We start from the raw sequence: 15360 nt of genomic DNA, 5'->3' as shown, positions 1-15360 counted from the left end.
CCTTACAAAGGATCACCTAAATAAGGGAAGCCTGGAAGGAAGTTATCATTATTAGGCCCAACATTATCGCTAGTCAGCCCCAGAATTTGACCTGTAGTAATATTTGTAACTGCACTACCAAAAACAACAGATGCTGTGATATCAATTACGTCATCTTTTGGTCTTCTACCACCAAAATTGCTGCTTAACTGAGTACCAAAATAACTACCGCTAGGTTTGGAAAGGTCAGCTTGGATCACATCAGGAATTGCCACTGAAATCACTGCATCGGCTATGCCTTGAGGTCTACCAATCGCATTGATAAAAGCTTTAATGAATTGGGATTGATTGCTAGCGTCTTGGGTTGGTGTCTGAAGATTACTATTATTATGAGCCTTAAAGTCCATAAAAAGTTCATTCAGGGCTGGAACTGCTAACCGCTCAATCTGAGCAAAATTACCATTTCTGAGTCTAGGAGTTTTAACACTAGTTGTGATCCAAGCACCAATCTTGCTATTACCAAGTAGCATTCTGGGTAACTCAACAATAATTGAGTGGACATTGAATGGAGCTAGGGTATCTTGTGCCTCACCTTGAGGTCTGAAAGAAAGGACAGTAAAGGGAGGACTGGGATTAGGCTGAACGAGATAGTTGCGATCCGGGATGATTTTGAAGAACTGTTCCAAATCGAAAAAGAACGGGTCTTTGCGTGTACCAACAAAGAACTTTATGCCGTTAGATGTGGTTAATGTTTGGCCGAGTTGCCCTGTCGAATTTACTGTAAGCAAAGCTGACTCTGTTCCTACTTTCGTTGGACTACCTGGACCGTAGAGTGTGACAGTTTGCGAGCCTGTACCATTAACTTTGAATTGGAGTACGACATCTTCAATATTGTCGCCAGTGTTATCAATCTTGAATTGATAAAGAACGTTTGGATCGAATGGTCTCGCTATACCAGAAGCGATCAGAGGGTCGAAATCCATTACAAGGACAGCATTGTTGGGGTCTGCGGGACTTTCAAACACAAACAAATCTGTGAGATCCGCAGCAGTGAGCTTATTGGCAAGAAAAGTTGTGTCTTGGTGATCTGAAGCCAAAGCTTTAGGGGTGGCATAGGTTAGGACTATGAGCAAAATAGCGAAAATTGCCACTATATTACGAAAAAAACGAGTAGCTCCAGTCCACAATAGCGATCGCTTGATCGGAAAAAATTCCATATTTTTGATTAGAAGTGCTTTGTCACTACTGTTGTATCTGCTGTATGTGGAAATGGCAAGTTGATTCGGATTAAAAAAAGACTGCGGTTATTACCAAGGTTCCTCACAGCTTATTGGCTCCTAGTACTCACTTTCCAGACCAAAACTTGCTCATTTATTGCTCACTTTTCTTATTTTCAGATTTAGTAACTTAATATATTGCATAGATAATCAATCCGATTTTGGGTATTTCAGCTTATGTTGCTCTACCCGCCCCTATTTAGTAGAGGTAGTACTGAGCAAAGTTAACGGTATAGCTCTTAAAAACCTTTTTTTAGAGAAAAACTTCCAAATTATTTGAATAGCTGTTATTAAAATACCAATTAAAAGGATTGCTGCTAGCACCAGGAAAGCGATCGCCAGCACAGATAGTCCAATTGCAATCACCAACTCAATAGTTGACACAACTGGATTAGTTAATCCGCCTGAAACTCCGGTAGATGTTAACCGCAGAATATTCATTAATCCCCTAGTTAACCCGGCGCTTCCACCACCTGCGACTAAAGCTAACGTCCATTGCACCAATGGATTCATGTCAGGTTTGCTAAGACATTTCATCCTACTACGTGTAGAATCAGGGAACCTCCATCTAGGACTAGAGATAGAGCAAGTAAAACTATTAAGTAATCGCACAGAATCAATTACACAATGTCATTGCGATCGCAGTGTAATATTAGCAATGACGAAAATATGTTACTTTTGCGTAAGTTCTGCACTACTGAGAATTCAGGAGCAAAGCCAGAGAAGTTTTCGTTAGCTCCGGTCAGAATCCAGAAGTAAAGCAGGCTTTGAGACTTAGACTGTCTATTTACTAACTTAAAATCCACTGTATATACACAATTTCATTACCCATTCTTAAATATCTGCCTTTATCCTGAGTTATGTTGCTAATTTTAGGGTGATAAAAAAATGGGATTAAGAAGAGTTTTTCTTGTTGCTATCGGAGTAATCCTAGCAATAGTAGTTGGCAGTTTGACACAGCTAAAAGGAATTGCCCAATCTCCCACGGATTTAGATTTAGCTGCAAATCACGCTCCAATTCATTATCAAGACACAGACAGCACTAAGTACAGTGGAGACTATATCACGCGATTTGATTACGATGGCGATTGGCAAGCAACAAATAACTGGGACAACCTTCAGCGATTTGCTTTGAATGCTCATGCTTACTATTCCGTGGTCGAGACTTGTACTCATTGGTTCATCACCTATTCCTTTTTCCATCCTCAAGACTGGACTGATATTCCCTTCGATCAAGAACACGAGAATGATTTAGAAGGCTTGCTGGCGATCGTTCGCAAGGATGGTTCAACTTTTGGCAAGCCTGAAGGCATGGTGACTGCATTTCACAGAGACTTCTATTCTTACACGCCAGTTGGTAGCCCCTTGCGAAGTGGTACAGAAAGTATTGATGGCACAGTCACCACGAGCAGTTATAACGGTTCACAGCATCCGTTGACGACTCAGGAAGCTAAAGGTCATGGCTTAAAAGCTTGGCCTAACGCGGGGAATTTTAGGGGAGCCAGCAATGAGGATGGGATTATTTACTACCCTTCTAAAACTACTACCGAACTTCCTGCTTCTGGAAACGATCGTAACGTGCAATATTTGTTGCTTGATGTATTTGCTCCTAGTGGAGTGTGGCAGCATCAATTAAATGAAGCCTCTTTATCAAGTTCTTCGGCGTTGACTTTTGCTAGTTGGGGGACATTCAAAGGAGACTCTAGTGGTGGATGTGGCGCTGGTGCACCAACTTGCAGTACAAATTCTGCTAATACACCTTGGGGCTGGGATGATTCTAATGATGGTGCAGTATATAAAGGTGAAATGGCTTTAGATCCCGCTCACTTAGCTGATGTTTACTTTGATGGTCTTGGTAACTTTGATACAACCTATATCCGTAACCAATTTATCAAAGATTTAAGCGATCGGGGATATAATACTGCAAATCTCCCTCAAGGTTGGCCGACTCAAATCAATCTTAATGTTCTTAGTGGCAAGCTCAAAAACCAATGCTCGTAATACCGATTACCTGTGAGGTTGTATAGAATAAGGGGCTTAAAGCCCCTTGTCTCACCAAGCTTGCTTTTGTACAGTTTCACAAAAAGCCTAAATCTGCGTAGTTTACCGCCGTAGGCATCGCCTTTTTTAGAATAATCCTAACTGTATTGACTGGTTTTTATCAGCATTTTCTGTTGCTATTGGTGGTAAATCTGTTGGAGGTTCAACAACCAAGGGAGCATTTTCTTCAAATCTTAGTTTTGAGCTTTTGATATAGTCTTCATCAATCTCAAAAGCTAACCAACGTCTTTGTAAAGTTTCTGCAACTCGACCTGTCATATTAGAACCAGCGAAAGGTTCTAAAACAATATCGCCTGCTTCTGTACAAAGGTTAATCACAAACTCTGGTAAAGCCTGAGGAAATCTTGCCGGGTGTGGCTTAAAACCTTCTTCTTTACAACGCTTTTGGTAATAATCGTTAGAAGCAGTATTCGAGGCAGAAATCACATTTACAGGCTGGACTAAATCTTCAAAGAAAGTTTCTTCCACAATAATCTGTTGACCTATTTCTTCTTCGTCTACACTGCAACTTCCATCAATAATGTTCGGGGGTATAGCTCCTCCTCTATCGTTACTAAATTTATTTGAAATATCATGACCTGATGGCCTGATTTTGGGTTTATACCCATTCTTGAGAAGGCTTTTCATCGCATTACTATAAGGCTTTAAAACTCTTCTATTATTAGCTTTAGGATGGGGTTCTTTTGACAGCCACCAAATGGTATTGACCGAATCTTTAACTCTTTCTCTGCGAATTGTTACCCATTCAGCCGGGGTGGGTAGTTTAGCTGGATTATACCAATACAATTCTTGTGCCAAGTAAAACCCAAGTCCACCTTTTTCTTTTGCTTTGCATAGAGTAACAACCAGTTCAAAATGATAAAGAGAACGAACTGGCATTCCTTTAACCCAACTGCCACCAATATCAATAACCAGTGAGCCTGTCGGTTTAAGAACACGATAAAATTGTGCCGCATAAGCTTTAAACCATTCAACATATTGGTCTGCATCAACGTTTCCGTATTCTTTTTTACGAATTAGTGCAAATGGTGGAGATGTGCAAATTAAGTCAATACTTGCATCGGGAATATTTGCGATTAAATCGAGGCTGTTTCCCAGATAAGCAGCACCAAATCTTGTTTCATAATAAGGATTACAATTAAATTTCATCTAAACTTTTTTAGTAATATTGTACGATGCCGTTTTATAGGAAGAGTTTTTAGATCATTAGTATAAATAGAATGATTTGCTCCTTCTATTCATAAATAAAAGCCATTTTATTCTAGGTGTTTAATTAGCTCTTTTCGTTTGACTGACACACTCAAACCTCTATAGGAATTTGTTCGAGCAAAGAACCACCCGTGGGAATTTCTTTATTTTGTTGGGGATAGGCAAGAATCATTTCTTTCGTTGCGTCTTGTAACATAGCTCTGCATTGTTCTATGGTTTCTCCTTCTGTAATGACTTCTTGCCATTCAATGAGTTGTCCCATATATCCGCTATTAGTTTTTGTATATTTTGCAGTGTATGTAATTAACATTTCTGTGTTTGTGAAGATAATTATATGATTGATCGTAGCTGATTTTTTGTTGTAGGGGCGATCGCTCTCCATCATTCACAACCACATAAGGCCGCAGCTACGCCCGTCGTAGACATCGCTTATAAATTTACACTTCTTTTCTAGAGCGATGTCAATACGGTTCGGTTAAGGTGCATAGTCCTTAAAGATCCCCCTTAGTCCACGCCAGTCGCTCATGGGGGAAGGCGATGCCTACGGCGGGCTGCGCCTACGCGAAGATTAGCCAGATTTTCACGACACTTGATAGTGCTGGAATGACTGACCCCTAATCCTTGCTCCAAAATCTCCAAAGCTTGCAAATACAACGGTTCAGCTTTAGTGTAACGTCCTTGTAAGTAGTAGAGTTTTGCCAGATTGTTGAGAGTAATGGCAAAATCTGGATGTTCCTCTCCCAGCAGTTTGCGCCTGAGTGCCAAAGCTTGGATGCAAAGGGGTTCGGCATCGTTGTATCTACCTTGGGAGTAGTAGAGTACCGCTAGGTTGCTGAGGCTAAGGGCGACAGATGGATGTTCATCTCCCAGCAGCTTGCGCCAGAGTGCTAAAGCTTGGATGTAAAGTGGTTCGGCTTCGCTGTATCTGCCTTGGGATTCGTAGAAACACCCTAGGTTGTTGAGGTTAAGTGCAACATTAGGATGTTCATCTCCGAGCAGTTGACGCCTGAGTGCCAAAGCTTGGATGTAAAGGGGTTCGGCTTCGCTGTATCTGCCTTGGGAGTCGTAGAGTAACGCTAGGTTGTTGAGGCTAGCGGCTACAGATGGATGTTCTTCTGCAAAGCGTTTTTTAGTGACTTCTAGACATTGTTTCAACCAGGGTAAAGCTTGGTTATATAAACCTTGAGCATTATAAAATGTAGCGTTGCCCTCAAAAGGCCAAAGTAAATCATCATCGCTGACGCATTGAATGAGATGATTCGCTACTTCAGCTATATGAGGAATAGCAGGGGAAACAGCAGTAATTTTCTTAAGGGTGGCGTCTTCAGGAATCTCCTTAGCAACTGCTACCATTACCCGACAAAGCGATCGCTTTAATTCCTCTGCCTGTTCTAAACCTATACACTTATATTGGAAAAACTCTCTTAGCAGTGGATGTAATTGGTAGATTCCCTCACCTTTACGCTGGAGCAAATGCAGTTTCAGCAGTTTATTATTTCTGATTTCCTCTAAATCTTCCTCGTCTTCCTCTGGTAGACACAGTTCTACCAACTTCCAGGGTATAGGTGCGGCGGCAAATAAACTCAGCAAACAACCCATTTGCTTATCTGCGTCTTTTAATTCATGCCAACTCAACTCAAAAGCTGCTTGCACACCCCATTGTGCTGTCATGTCGTCTTCTCGCTCAACAAGGGCGGTTTGTTCTAGTCGCTTTTTCTCCAACCGTTGCAACATTTTTGCTAGGGAGAGGTCTTGTTGCCCTTCTTGACAGAGATACCGCCCCACTAATTCCAACCCTAAAGGCAAATATCCCAGCCATTTACACAGAGAATTGGCAACATCAAGCTCTTTTTGCAACCGTTCTGCACCAATGAGTGACTGCAATAACTCTAGGGCTGCTTCTGGTTGCAATACATCCAGAGATAATTGCTTAATAGATGTTCCTAAGCGCTGGCGCGTAGTCATCAGCACTTTAAACCGGGAAGATGACGGCGGTAAATAAGGCTTGACTTCTTTGTATTGTGCGACATCATCCAACACTACCAGCACATCACCCTCACGCCAATGCCGCCAGCAGTATTGCACTTGCGCGAGTAATTTGTTTTGAGAATCTTCTGTTAAATCCTCTGGTAGGTTTAAGTCAAGCTGCGTTCTGGCAAACTGCACAACTTGAATCCCCACATCTCCAGTCTTTGCCAGCAACCAGCAAATTCCACCCTTGTAAGTTTCACGGTGAGCCATTGCATATTGTAAGGCTAATTCTGTTTTACCTAGTCCACCCATGCCAGCGATCGCAGCAATGGCTACCTGATTATTTTCCTGCAACATCTGGTGGAGGGTTTGCAGTTCGGCTTCACGTCCAACAAACTTCACCACCCCACTCAGGGGTAAATTTTGCGGTGTTTCAGTCGAGAGATTTGACTTTACCTGTTTCTCTTCAGGCGAGTACAGTCAGAAGTTACCACCAATGATGGTATTTCCCTGAAAGACGTTTTTAATAGAGTCAGCTAACTTTGTAGAATTAATGACGCCTGGTGGTTGCGAGTTTAGCTCATTTGCTAACGCCTGGACTTTCGGCGCTACTTGGGGGTCAGCGTTTGCTGCTGCTTCCACTTCCCGCACTGATTGAGCAATTTCGGTATCTGCGTCTGCTGCTGCTTTCAATTCCAGCACTGCTTTGCCATAATCTAACGGCTGCTGTGGATTTTGCTGTGTCGCATTCGCTAGCAAGGGTAACTTATTTTTATTATGTAGCTGTTCGATTAACTCACGACTTTTGTCTAATGCAGCTTCCCCAAGCTTTCCGCCAGTTTTTTCTAGAGCTTTAGTTAAAACTATAGTAGCGATCGCTGTTGCAACTGCTGTTAATGTTACAGGTTCCATAATTTAGTAATGAAATACGACATCGCACTAGGAAATACAAATGCAGTTTTGTCTATTTCGGAAATATATCACACACATTTAGCAATTATCCCTACATCTCTCAGTCTTCTTTAGAAGACTTTAGCTATTAGCCATAGGTTTCTAACTTATGGCGGGTAATGCAACAGACGCAATATCTCCCAATACGGTTCGGATAAAATCCCCCCGCCTGTGGCGACCCCCTTAAAAAGTGGGTAAGTAGGATAAAAAGCCCCCCTTTTTAAGGGGGGTTGGGGGGATCTTTGAGAGTGAAACATATTAACCAAACCGTATTGCAATATCTCCGACTTACGAACTTGAGTTTAATAGATTTTAAGTAAGTAATGTATCCCACAGGCTACGCCTACACCTTCACAACACCATCATTTCACCTCAGAACTCGGAACTCCGACCTTTGAACTCGGAACTCCGACCTTTGAACACGAAACTCCGACCTCTGAACACGAAACTCCGACCTTTGAACACGAAACTCCGACCTTTGAACACGAAACTCCGACTTCAGAACACGAAACTCCGACTTCAGAACACGAAACTTGGAGATAAAAGCTTGAACGTTGAGGCTGAGAACTGGAATTTTACTGCTTTGAGGTAGGGCGATGGTTAGGTTAAGCTGTGCCTACGCCAAAAGCTGCTCAATTTTTACAAACATAAACTGTAGGGTGAGCATTATAATACCCACCCTACGAAATTTTTCACTAAATTTTCGCTGAACTACAACAAGTAGTCTAATTTTGTAATGACAACACAGTAATTAACCCAGAAAATCTCGCAAAATCACCTGTATTGTGAGTGAGTAACTGAGGAATGCCATAGACTAGCATCGTGGCGACGATATTTGCATCATGAACTTGCTTACCGCCACTAAAAACTTCTTCCATAAGTGTCAGTAGCCTTTCTGTAACCTGAGAACTATCTTCAGCCACCCGAAAGCGGTTATAGAAATAGCGGAGATCCTGAATTACTATTGAAAAACAGGATCACCGTCCCCAATCGTCATACATATCCTCGCGTCTTAAAGAAAGATTTTCAGGCCAAAGTCCACAATTATGCACAGGAAAGTTTAGAGGAGGACGCTTTTCCTTACTCTCTGCTTCCTGTGCCAAAGGCTTTTCATCAATTACTATTACCACCTGATGTTCACCCTCTGGAATATCCAATGGTAATTGCGCTGTAATCTTGCCATCTTTGGTAACTGTGGCAATTGTTTCTATACTTTTCATTTCATTTATCCTTAATTAATCCATCACAGCTAACACAGCTTTCGGCAATAACTTATCTTTAAACCAAACAATTCTGGCGGGAACATCATTTAATTTTACTCCCGCCTTTTCTAAATTAAGTCGCTCAGAAATTGCCAAAATCAAATCGTCACGTCCAGCCCGCCGCACTTGAGAAAACTTCTTTTGTAAATATTCTGGACGCCAATAACCAACAATTTCTAATAAGAAAGTGCGTCCATCAGGATGCACTAAGCGAAAATCGGGAATCATCACACTACCGGGAATTGGTATCAAATCAACTTCTCGCTCTAATGCCCAACCACTTTTCAACGCATCCCACTTATCAGCAAAGGATGCTTCTAACATACTATCGTAAGGCTTTCCTGGTGGATAATGGGACACCAAACCACATTCGGAATTGAGAGTGAAACGTCCAGTTTTCCAAGTATCTGTATAAGCGTCGCGGGTTTTGAGAATAGAAGAAAGACTCCATCTAGTAACGTGAAGTAAAGCCGGAATAAGTTTAGCGATCGCTAACCCATACCGCGTACTAGAATTAAACAAACTCGTCGGACCATCAATAGTAATTGTAAACCCGTGGTCAGCATCACCTTCAATATAAGCCATCAATTGAAACAACTTCAGATAGCGAAACAACAGCTTATATTCTCCCGGAACATTCCGATGAGCATTTAATACAAGTTGACTGGCTTTATAAAATACACCCTGCACCTGAGATAAGTTATAGCGATTTAACAAATCTGGTGCTATTGGTGCATCAAAAACAGTCAAAATCTTATTCTCAGATAAATCAGCATATAATCCATTCCGAACTTGTTCTAATAAAACTTCGCGTTCAAGTTCTTGAGTTAACTCATCAGCAACTTTACTTAAAGTAACTTGTGTTGATTCACGACTAGAAACAGACTTTGCAGCTAGAGAAAACACCCGTTCTCTTAACATCTGTGGTTCCAGAGGACTAACCACCTCAAAAGTGCAAAAACTGCTTTTGAGAATATAAGCTAATCCTCGCTTCACCCGATAATCTGTAGAATCTCCTTCAAAATCAGTCAGTTGTCGCTCAAGCACACCTTGAGTCTTTCCTACTGCTGATTGAAAATAATTAATTAACTCAATCGCCAACTCCGAAGTTTTCTGATCAATCTTCAGTCTCTTCGGAATAATCTCCTCCCCGTTTTGGCGATGCATCAGTAAGTCTGTCGGTAACATCGGCTGATTTTTGGATTTTAGATTTTGAACTTCCGGTTGAATAATTAATTTCTAACTGTTCCGCAGCCTTCAAACTCCTTTCTTTCCCAGTCCCATAGACAACCTGTAAATTCCCTTTCTTCTCACTTTCTCCTCCTGTCTTCCTCTCTCCTCTCCGCCGCGCCGAAGTCCCCTCCTCACTCGTATCCTCCGCCACTACCTCATACAAAATCGCCCGCTTATTCTCAATATTCCCCTTCCGTAAAATCCTCCCTAACCGCTGAGTATATTCCCTAGCCGAACCCGTTCCCGATAAAATGATCGCCACAGTTGCCGCCGGCACATCAACACCTTCATTCAACACATGAGAAGCAACCAAAGTATTATATTCACCTGCTCGAAACTTTGTTAATATCTCATGCCGTTCCTTCACAGGAGTTTGATGAGTAATTGCCGGAATTAATAACTCTTGAGAAATGCGATAAACTGTGGCATTATCCGCCGTAAAAATCAAAATTCTTGCTGGATAATGTTCTGCCAATAAATTAACCAAAATTCGCAACTTCCCATCAGTACCCAAAGCGATATCTTTCGCTTCCCGGTGCGCTAACATCGCTCTCCGTCCAGATTGCGATCGCGCACTCATTTGCACGAACATTTGCCAACCTTGCAGACTCCCCAAAGAAATCTTAGATTGCTTTAAAAAGTCATTGCGAGTTTGAATTAAATGGTTGTATCTTTCCCGTTCAAGTTGCGATAACTTTACCTTAATTTGGACAATTTCATGTTCTGCTAACGCCTTTCCCGCCAAATCTTCAGCGCGTTTGCGATATACTTCTTCACCAATCAGGATATTTAAGTCAGCGTGTTTACCATCGCTGCGTTCTGGTGTCGCCGAGAGTCCTAGCCGATAAGGTGCGATCGCATATTCAGCAATCACCCGATTAAAATCTGTCGGTAAATGATGACATTCATCAAAAACAATCAACGCATATTGATTTCCCAATGTCTCAGCGTGAATTGCTGCACTGTCATAAGTTGCAACTAAAATAGCCGTTCTATCCCGCGAACCACCCCCCAATAATCCCACCTCCGCATCAGGGAAAGCCGCTATCAAGTGTGCATACCACTGATGCATCAAATCCAAAGTTGGCACCACAATCAGCGTCGTGCGCGGCGTTGATTGCATCGCCATTTGCGCTAAGTAAGTCTTTCCCGCCGCCGTAGGAAGCACAACTACCCCTTGTCTACCCGCCAGTTTCCAAGCCGCTAGCGCCTCAGTCTGGTGGGGATAGGGTTCCATTTCCAGACTGGGAACCAAATCTACAGGATAAAATTGCTTCGCCTCATCGATAAAATAAACATCTTCTGCTTGTAATGCTTCCACTAGCGATCGGTATCTAATTGCGGGAATGCGGAATTTTTCAACTCGATCATCCCACGTAGCGTAGTCCATCCAACCTTTGCCGCGTGGTGGTGGATGCAAAATTAATGTGCCACGATCAAAATTTAATGTAGGGGTACGAGCCATTTTGGGAATTGGGCATTGGGAATTGAGAATTGGGCATTGAGAATTGGGCATGGGTGAAGAGTAGTATTTATAACTTCTAACTCCTAACTCCCACTTCCCATGCCCCATTCCCTAATCTATTAATTACTAATAACGCAAAAAGTGCATGATTCATCCAAATAACTCAGACAAAACCCAGTTAGATGCGCTCATTAGCCACGGAATACCCCATCGTCAAATTAACAATAATCTTGCCGAATCCTACAAAGAACAGCGACAGAGCTTTTTGCTGAAACGGCTGCAATTGCAGGCGCAGATTATGCTGGTAGCTGGCTTGACTTTAATCGCTTTTTTTATTTGGCAGAATTCACAATTAGAAGGCAAGATATACGCCTTTAAAATCGGTCTTGTAGTAGAACTATTCACTCTCATTTGTTGGCGTTTGTGTAAAACTTATATCGGTCGGCGTTACCCTCATTTAATTTTTTTGAGTTTATGCTGGTCTGTAACTTGTGCTGTCCAAATTGATGTGGCTTTGCTGTTTAATAATTTGGAACCTAGAATCAATATTTGGACTTTGATGTTTCTCACTCAGGCGACAATTGTTCCAGTGGAATGGGGAATACATTTAATAGCACAAGTTGGGACAATTGGTTGCTATTTAATTTTGTATTTATTGTATAATCCGCAATTAACAAATCCACCAGCTTTTTATGTTGAGCAGGGTTTATATTTCTCTTGGACTTGCATAATTTGCGTTTTCTCTGTTTATTTATACGAACGCTTGCGAAAACAAGAATTTTACGCCCGTAAGGCAATGGAACTAGCGCAGCAAAAATCAGAAATGCTGCTCCTAAATATCCTGCCAGAGATGATTGTAGAACAATTAAAACAACAGCATACAACTATTGCCGATAGCTTTCTCGAAGTTACGGTGCTATTTGCCGATATTGTTGGGTTTACAGAGCTTTCAACTCGGACACCTCCGACAGAATTAGTGGAGTTATTAAATACAATATTCTGTTTGTTTGATCAATTGGCAGAACGTCATGGGGTAGAGAAAATCAAGACAATTGGCGATGCATATATGGCTGTTGCGGGATTGCCAAAAAAGTCTGATAATCCGGCTCCAGCAATAGCGAACATGGCGTTAGATATGCAAAATGCTGTAGCTACGTTCAATGAAGAAAATAACCAATCTTTTCGCATCCGTATTGGCATTAGTACAGGGCCTGTTGTGGCAGGGGTAATAGGACTAAAAAAGTTTGCCTACGACCTCTGGGGAGATACCGTCAATATTGCTAGTAGAATGGAATCACACGGTATAGCAGGTAGTATCCAGGTTTGCGAAGTAAGTTATCAACTTTTGAAGGATAAATACTTATTAGAAAAACGAGGTTTAATCCAGGTTAAAGGTAAAGGAGAAATGATGACTTATATACTGAAAGAAATAATTATTTAAAAGGGATGTTGTGACCACCACTTTCTACACGTCTGCGTACTCGTGCGATGCCTACGGCGAGCGCAGCTATCGCTAATTCGGGACTTTGTAACCAAAAGTAAATTAAGTTGATAATATAAACTTTGTTTTTACATTCTCTCAAGAATCGGGCAAAGTTACGAGCCGCTAATGTAGTTTCAAATGCAAAATCAGCTTCAGCATTCACTAGAGTTTCTAGTCTTTCTAACATTAATCGTCCGGCTTGAATGGCTACGGATTCCGGGTTAAAAGGAGAAAGTCCGGCTGCTATTTCATCGGCGTTGACATATTCAAATACTTCTAGGAAGTAGGGAAGGATTTGCAAGGCGGCGGTAGTTTTACCAGAACCGTTTGCACCGCCCATAATGTACAGGTTGGGCATTATTCTAATAGTAATGCTAATTGTGCAGATGATTGGGGCTGAGATTTGGTCTTTTTCTTGTTTTTGGTCTTCACTCCCCACCTGCGAGGACTAGAATTAGAATTGACGTGACGTTCTCTAATAGCCAAAGTGTCAGAATCTCTGCCATTGCGCGATCGCTATCTTGCTTTAATCGATGAAATTGTCGAAACCACCCTCAAGGGCAAAATTAGCTCTGTTGATATGGTGTATCAAATGCTGCTTAAAGGAATCACTTCCGGTACAGGGGAAGTGTTTGAGCTAGTTTTGAGCGATCGCTTGAATGCCCTCCAAAGCCAAGTAGATAGCGAAAAAGACGAATTCAAAACAGCCAAAGCGACTCGAAGTTTGAGAGCCATTAAGACTATCCAAAGTCAATGGCAACGTTGGCAAGAGCAAAACAAAGCTACAGAAGCGATCGCCGGAGCAGTTATAGAAATTACCACAGCCTCGGCAGATGAGCGTCTGGCGGCATTTTTACGGGTTACTGACCCTAATCAAAAGTATCCGCTAAATTCGCAACAGTTACAGCAATTGTCAAAAGCATTACAGCAATTTGCTCAGGTAGATTCTGATTTACAACAATTTTCCGAAGGTATTACCCGTGGTTTAGCTTCTTGGCAGCGATTGCAAGACAATTTGCTCAGTTGGATGTACGAGCAAAAAGAATCTTTGGGATTTGGCGGCGTACCGGGAGAACGTGGCCCTTGGGCAAGTTGGGCGAAGCAACTGAATAGTGAGTTACCTAAAGCATTGCTTCGCACTTTGGCTATGGAAGACTCGGCAATTGAATTTGCCGAACGACAACGGGGTATCACCCTGAGAGACTGGGTAGAAATGTCATTGATTCTACAATATTTGCAACGGGGGCTAATTAACTGGTTTGACCAGCAAGCTTACGATGTTAAGGCGGGGCCAAAGTTGTCCATTTCCACATTCTTGACCTTTGCAGTGATTTGGAGTCAGTTAGCAAGTGGTTTCCAAAGCATTGGAGTCAGGTACAGCGATGCTTGTTCTCAAATTATGCTTCAGATTTTGCGAACCTTTGCCCAACGTCCGTATTTTCCCTTTTACGGCGGGATTTTTGCCTCTTTTACTGGCACTTATTTACGAGATGCCTTAGATTATCTGGATGAACCACTGCGACGAGGCGAAGGAACCCAGGAAAAGGCGCGAATTTTGACACTATTGGGCTATTCTCAACGGGCTTTGGGACAATATCAGCGATCGCTTGATTTTCATCTGCAAGCGCTGGAGATAGCTAGGAGTGCAGGCGATCGCCCCTGTGAAATTGCCAATCTCAACCACCTCAGCCGCACTTATGTCCAACAGCAAAATTATCCTGAGGCGATTAACTACAGTCAACGGGCATTAATATTCAGTCGGCAAGCAGGCGATCAGACAGGAGAGGCAAACGCGCTGGTAAATTTAGGTTACAGCGAAGTTATGCAAGCTCAGAATCTAGAACAAATAGAACCAGAAACCTATGAAGCTGCAATTAACTATTTAGAACAAGGTTTAAAATTATCAGAAAAATTAGGCGATATTCAAAGTAAAGCCTTATGTGTCAGCAGCTTAGGAATTGCCTATTTAGTAATTGGACAACACCAAACGGCAATTAAGTATCTCGAAGATGGTTTTAAAACAGCGCAAGTTTCCGGTGATTTGTATCTCCAAGGGCGAAACTTAGCTTATTTGGCAGAAGCTTATTATTATCTGCAAAATTCTGAGAAGACTATTTACACAGGCTGCTTGGGAATGTATCTTTTAGAGCAAATTGCTTCTCGTGAGTGGCGACAACCAGCAGGCTTACTGACAATTTTACAGGCACAAATCGGGGCAGAAGCTTTTCAGAACTTATTACAGCAACATCGCCCTAAAATGATTGCAATTATCGGTATGGATGGGTATGATCACATTCCGCAATTGTTAGAAGAATACAAGCGAGATATGTAGGGCTTGCTGAATAAGTCTCCAGAGCGAATCTAGAAGCCACACAGCTTACAAAATAGTAGTTTCGTCGCTTAGTTTCCCAATTTGCCCGGCGCTCGCCGACGAAAGTGCAAGGTTTTTGAACCTCTGGATGCTATAGT

14 protein-coding genes are annotated in these 15360 nt (G+C 42.0%); 3 read left to right on the top strand and 11 right to left on the bottom strand.

Annotated features, from left to right (window positions below):
* Nucleotides 1–2: 2 nt before the first annotated feature.
* Nucleotides 3–1196: a DUF4331 domain-containing protein gene (locus tag ACEW80_RS12925; protein WP_373526960.1), complete on the bottom strand. Its 1194-nt coding sequence runs from the start codon at nt 1194–1196 to the stop codon at nt 3–5.
* A gap of 255 nt (nt 1197–1451) precedes the next feature.
* Nucleotides 1452–1769, bottom strand: coding sequence for a DUF4126 domain-containing protein (locus ACEW80_RS12920; protein WP_373526959.1), 318 nt, complete (start codon nt 1767–1769; stop codon nt 1452–1454).
* A gap of 375 nt (nt 1770–2144) precedes the next feature.
* Here ACEW80_RS12920 and ACEW80_RS12915 point away from each other — a divergent pair, with 375 nt between their 5' ends.
* Entirely contained in the window at nt 2145–3257 is a 1113-nt protein-coding gene (locus ACEW80_RS12915; RefSeq protein WP_373526958.1) for a hypothetical protein, read from the top strand.
* Nucleotides 3258–3383: 126 nt separating this feature from the next.
* Here ACEW80_RS12915 and ACEW80_RS12910 read toward each other — a convergent pair whose 3' ends face one another.
* The 8 genes from ACEW80_RS12910 to ACEW80_RS12875 all read right to left on the bottom strand — a co-directional run bounded on the left by ACEW80_RS12910 (nt 3384) and on the right by ACEW80_RS12875 (nt 11408).
* A complete protein-coding gene (locus ACEW80_RS12910; RefSeq protein WP_373526957.1) occupies nt 3384–4466 on the bottom strand; it encodes a site-specific DNA-methyltransferase in 1083 nt (360 codons plus the stop codon).
* A 151-nt stretch (nt 4467–4617) separates the two neighbouring features.
* On the bottom strand, nt 4618–4836 hold the full coding sequence (locus ACEW80_RS12905; protein WP_373526988.1) for a type II toxin-antitoxin system HicB family antitoxin: 219 nt from the start codon (nt 4834–4836) through the stop codon (nt 4618–4620).
* A gap of 212 nt (nt 4837–5048) precedes the next feature.
* Nucleotides 5049–6902 carry a tetratricopeptide repeat protein gene (locus ACEW80_RS12900; protein ID WP_373526956.1) on the bottom strand — a complete coding sequence of 618 codons (1854 nt, stop codon included), beginning with the start codon at nt 6900–6902 and terminating at the stop codon, nt 5049–5051.
* A gap of 75 nt (nt 6903–6977) precedes the next feature.
* Nucleotides 6978–7409, bottom strand: coding sequence for a hypothetical protein (locus ACEW80_RS12895; RefSeq protein ID WP_373526955.1), 432 nt, complete (start codon nt 7407–7409; stop codon nt 6978–6980).
* A gap of 764 nt (nt 7410–8173) precedes the next feature.
* Nucleotides 8174–8371 carry a hypothetical protein gene (locus ACEW80_RS12890; protein ID WP_373526954.1) on the bottom strand — a complete coding sequence of 66 codons (198 nt, stop codon included), beginning with the start codon at nt 8369–8371 and terminating at the stop codon, nt 8174–8176.
* 54 nt (nt 8372–8425) lie between these two features.
* Nucleotides 8426–8668, bottom strand: coding sequence for a hypothetical protein (locus ACEW80_RS12885; RefSeq protein ID WP_373526953.1), 243 nt, complete (start codon nt 8666–8668; stop codon nt 8426–8428).
* A 15-nt stretch (nt 8669–8683) separates the two neighbouring features.
* On the bottom strand, nt 8684–9898 hold the full coding sequence (locus ACEW80_RS12880; protein WP_373526952.1) for a DUF790 family protein: 1215 nt from the start codon (nt 9896–9898) through the stop codon (nt 8684–8686).
* Nucleotides 9828–11408 carry a DEAD/DEAH box helicase family protein gene (locus tag ACEW80_RS12875; RefSeq protein ID WP_373526987.1) on the bottom strand — a complete coding sequence of 527 codons (1581 nt, stop codon included), beginning with the start codon at nt 11406–11408 and terminating at the stop codon, nt 9828–9830. The genes ACEW80_RS12880 and ACEW80_RS12875 overlap by 71 nt, the downstream gene beginning before the upstream one ends.
* 145 nt (nt 11409–11553) lie before the next feature.
* Here ACEW80_RS12875 and ACEW80_RS12870 point away from each other — a divergent pair, with 145 nt between their 5' ends.
* Nucleotides 11554–12849 (top strand): adenylate/guanylate cyclase domain-containing protein, encoded by a 1296-nt coding sequence (locus tag ACEW80_RS12870; protein WP_373526951.1) that lies wholly within the window; start codon nt 11554–11556, stop codon nt 12847–12849.
* Here ACEW80_RS12870 and ACEW80_RS12865 read toward each other — a convergent pair.
* Complete coding sequence (locus ACEW80_RS12865) at nt 12842–13249, bottom strand: zeta toxin family protein (RefSeq protein WP_373526950.1); 408 nt, start codon at nt 13247–13249, stop codon at nt 12842–12844. The two genes, ACEW80_RS12870 and ACEW80_RS12865, sit on opposite strands and share 8 nt — an antisense overlap.
* A gap of 129 nt (nt 13250–13378) precedes the next feature.
* Between ACEW80_RS12865 and ACEW80_RS12860 the strand changes: the two genes are divergently transcribed.
* Nucleotides 13379–15223, top strand: coding sequence for a tetratricopeptide repeat protein (locus ACEW80_RS12860; RefSeq protein WP_373526949.1), 1845 nt, complete (start codon nt 13379–13381; stop codon nt 15221–15223).
* The last annotated feature ends 137 nt before the right edge of the window (nt 15224–15360 follow it).

Source organism: Nostoc sp. (assembly GCF_041747015.1).
Classification (GTDB): domain Bacteria; phylum Cyanobacteriota; class Cyanobacteriia; order Cyanobacteriales; family Nostocaceae; genus Nostoc.
Note: the sequence above shows the minus strand (reverse complement) of the source record. Positions and strands in the feature narration are given on the sequence as shown.

Coding starts and splice junctions, on each gene's coding strand:
- ACEW80_RS12925 (WP_373526960.1), bottom strand. CDS start 1,196: ATGGAATTTTTTCCGATCAAGCGATCGCTATTGTGGACTGGAGCTACT.
- ACEW80_RS12920 (WP_373526959.1), bottom strand. CDS start 1,769: ATGAATCCATTGGTGCAATGGACGTTAGCTTTAGTCGCAGGTGGTGGA.
- ACEW80_RS12915 (WP_373526958.1), top strand. CDS start 2,145: ATGGGATTAAGAAGAGTTTTTCTTGTTGCTATCGGAGTAATCCTAGCA.
- ACEW80_RS12910 (WP_373526957.1), bottom strand. CDS start 4,466: ATGAAATTTAATTGTAATCCTTATTATGAAACAAGATTTGGTGCTGCT.
- ACEW80_RS12905 (WP_373526988.1), bottom strand. CDS start 4,836: ATGTTAATTACATACACTGCAAAATATACAAAAACTAATAGCGGATAT.
- ACEW80_RS12895 (WP_373526955.1), bottom strand. CDS start 7,409: ATGGAACCTGTAACATTAACAGCAGTTGCAACAGCGATCGCTACTATA.
- ACEW80_RS12885 (WP_373526953.1), bottom strand. CDS start 8,668: ATGAAAAGTATAGAAACAATTGCCACAGTTACCAAAGATGGCAAGATT.
- ACEW80_RS12880 (WP_373526952.1), bottom strand. CDS start 9,898: ATGTTACCGACAGACTTACTGATGCATCGCCAAAACGGGGAGGAGATT.
- ACEW80_RS12875 (WP_373526987.1), bottom strand. CDS start 11,408: ATGGCTCGTACCCCTACATTAAATTTTGATCGTGGCACATTAATTTTG.
- ACEW80_RS12870 (WP_373526951.1), top strand. CDS start 11,554: ATGATTCATCCAAATAACTCAGACAAAACCCAGTTAGATGCGCTCATT.
- ACEW80_RS12865 (WP_373526950.1), bottom strand. CDS start 13,249: ATGCCCAACCTGTACATTATGGGCGGTGCAAACGGTTCTGGTAAAACT.